Raw genomic sequence first — 2,615 nt, 5'->3', positions numbered from 1 at the left:
CGCGGCACGCCCATGCCCGCCGAGCGCGCGTCCTTCCGCGCGTCGGCCGTGGAATGGTCCTGGCGCGACGCCCCGGTCCGACCCGGTTCGCGCGCCGGCGACCCCGAGGTCGACACGAGGCTCGCTCGGCCGTCTCGTGCGACCCGGGAACGGCGCGGGCCGACGTCCGGGGTCCCCACGGCGCCCATGCAGGTCGTCGACGACGACACCGTCCGGTTCGTCCGCGGGAACGCCGCCGACGCCGACACGGTCCTCACGAGCTCGGCTCGGGCGCAGCTGGCCGGGCGGCCCGCAGCAGACGGGCCGACGGATGCCGCGGCATCCGTCGCATCGGTCCCCGCCGGGCCCGGGCAGCCGGCTCCGCGCTACCGGGTCGTGGGAGGCGAGGTCGGCGAGGTGTCGGTTCCGGTCCTCATCGGCCGGAGCCCGAGCGCCCCGCGGATGGCGACCGGGGAGGTCGCACTCGTCCGCGTCCACTCCCCGGCCGGAGTGGTCTCGGCGACGCACCTCGAACTCCGCATGGAGGGCGACCGACTCGTCGCGGCGGACCTCCGCTCGACGAACGGGACCGTGGTCCGGACGGCCGCAGGGCAGCGCAGGCTGCGCTCCGGCGAATCGCTCGTGGTCACGCCGGGCACGAGCCTGCAGCTCGGAGGGGATACGATCGTCGAGATCCTCCCGGCGCTCGGGAGCGTCGACGCATGAACTCGATCGGACAGTGGGGGACCGGGTGACGCAGATCGGCAACGGCAACAGCCGTCACTCGGTCGTGCTGCCCGACGGCACCGAGGTGACGCTGGCCTGGGCGGCCGCGACCGACACCGGCCTGCGGCGCGCCGTCAACGAGGACAGCTTCGTCGCCCGGGTGCCGCTGTTCGCCGTCGCCGACGGGATGGGCGGGCACGCGGCCGGCGACTTCGCCAGCGCCGCGGTCGTCACGCGGCTCGCCGAGCACGGCGGCAAGTCCTCGATCGGGACCGCCGAGATCGACGGTGCGCTGAAGCTCGCGGTGCGCGACATGGGGCGCGGGGCCGGCGTCACGGACGAGGGGAGCGGGACGACCGTGACGGGCGTCGCACTCGGCGTCATCGGGGACGAGCCGGCGTGGATCGTCTTCAACATCGGCGACTCGCGCGTGTACCGCCTCGTCGGCGGCGTGCTCGAGCAGCTCACGGTCGACCACTCGATCGTGCAGGAGCTGGTCGACGCCGGCCAGATCACGCGCGAGGAGGCGGAGACCCACCCGCACTCGAACGTGATCACGCGAGCGGTCGGGTTCCACGAGGCGCCGATCCCCGACTACCGGGCGATCCCCCTCCAGGAGGGCATGCGCATCCTGGTGTGCTCGGACGGCCTGACCAAGGAGCTCACCCCCTACGGCATCCGTCACTTCCTCATCTCGGGCCGTTCGCCCGAGCAGGCCGTGCGCCAGCTGGTCGAGGCGGCGGTGGGCAACGGCGGACGCGACAACGTCACGGTCGTCGTGGTCGACGTGCTCCGGGTGGTCCGGCCGTCCACAACCGACGACGAGGACTGATCCCGCACGATCCGCCCGACCCTAGAATTGGGGCGACACCCGAGGCGTCCAGGCGCCGAGGTGACGTATCGCACAGAGGCTGGCGGGAGGATCGTGTCGAGGAGACTGCCGTCGACTCCGCCCAACCTGCCCGGGTTCTCGTTCATCCGGGTCCTCGGATCGGGCGGCTTCGCCGACGTGTTCCTCTACGAGCAGAACATGCCGCGGCGGCTGGTCGCCGTGAAGGTCCTCCTCGCCGAGGTCGTCAACGACGAGGTGCGGCAGATGTTCCAGGCCGAGGCGAACCTCATGGCGCAGCTGTCGAGCCATCCGTCGATCCTCACCGTCTACCAGGCGAGCGTCGCCGCAGACGGCCGGCCGTACCTCGTCATGGAGTACTGCTCGGCGACGCTCGGGCAGCGCTACCGCGCCGTGCAGCTCCCGCTCGCCGAGGTGCTCTCCATCGGCGTCCGGATCGCGAGCGCCGTCGAGACCGCGCACCGCCAGGGCGTGCTCCACCGCGACATCAAGCCCTCCAACATCCTGACGACCGCCTACGGCCACCCCGTGCTCTCGGACTTCGGCATCGCCGCCACCCTCGGGCAGGCGGAGGCGAGCGACGCCGTGGGGCTCTCCGTGCCGTGGTCGGCCCCGGAGGTGCTCCTCGACGAGGTCGCCGGGACCGTCGCCAGCGAGGTCTGGTCGCTCGGCGCGACGGTGTACTCGCTCCTCGCCGGGCGCAGCCCGTTCGAGATCCCCGGCGGCGACAACGGCACGGTCGCCCTCGTCGGCCGCATCGAGCGGGCCCGGGTCCCGCCGACCGGTCGACCCGACGTCCCGCGGGCCCTCGAAGCCGTGCTCGCCCGTTCGATGTCGAAGCGACCGACCGATCGGCAGGGGAGCGCCCTCGAGTTCATCCGCGACCTGCAGGCGGTCGAGGAGGAGCTCGCGCTCCCGCAGACGCCGCTCGAGGTCGCGATGGACGACTGGGCGCTCGCGACCGCGGTCGACCTCGACGAGCGCACCCGCATCGGCGCCGGCACGAGCGTGGCCGCCGCGTCGGGACGATCGCGGCGCCGCCGTGCCGGGGCATCCGCAC

3 protein-coding genes are annotated in these 2,615 nt (G+C 73.3%); all 3 read left to right on the top strand.

Features of this window, described 5'->3' with window-relative positions; translation table 11 throughout:
- A partial coding sequence (locus ESO86_RS15280) for an FHA domain-containing protein (RefSeq protein WP_207207173.1) occupies positions 1 to 705 on the top strand: 705 nt, incomplete at its 5' end.
- 25 nt (positions 706 to 730) lie between these two features.
- Positions 731 to 1,537, top strand: coding sequence for a PP2C family protein-serine/threonine phosphatase (locus ESO86_RS15275; RefSeq protein ID WP_129235744.1), 807 nt, complete (start codon positions 731 to 733; stop codon positions 1,535 to 1,537).
- 93 nt (positions 1,538 to 1,630) lie between these two features.
- The coding region (locus tag ESO86_RS15270; protein ID WP_165307975.1) for a serine/threonine-protein kinase at positions 1,631 to 2,615 on the top strand (985 nt) is incomplete at its 3' end.

The organism is Agromyces binzhouensis, assembly GCF_004135055.1.
In the GTDB taxonomy this organism is placed as follows: domain Bacteria; phylum Actinomycetota; class Actinomycetes; order Actinomycetales; family Microbacteriaceae; genus Agromyces; species Agromyces binzhouensis.
The sequence above is the reverse complement of the archived record's forward strand: the minus strand, read 5'-3'. Positions and strand labels throughout refer to the sequence as shown.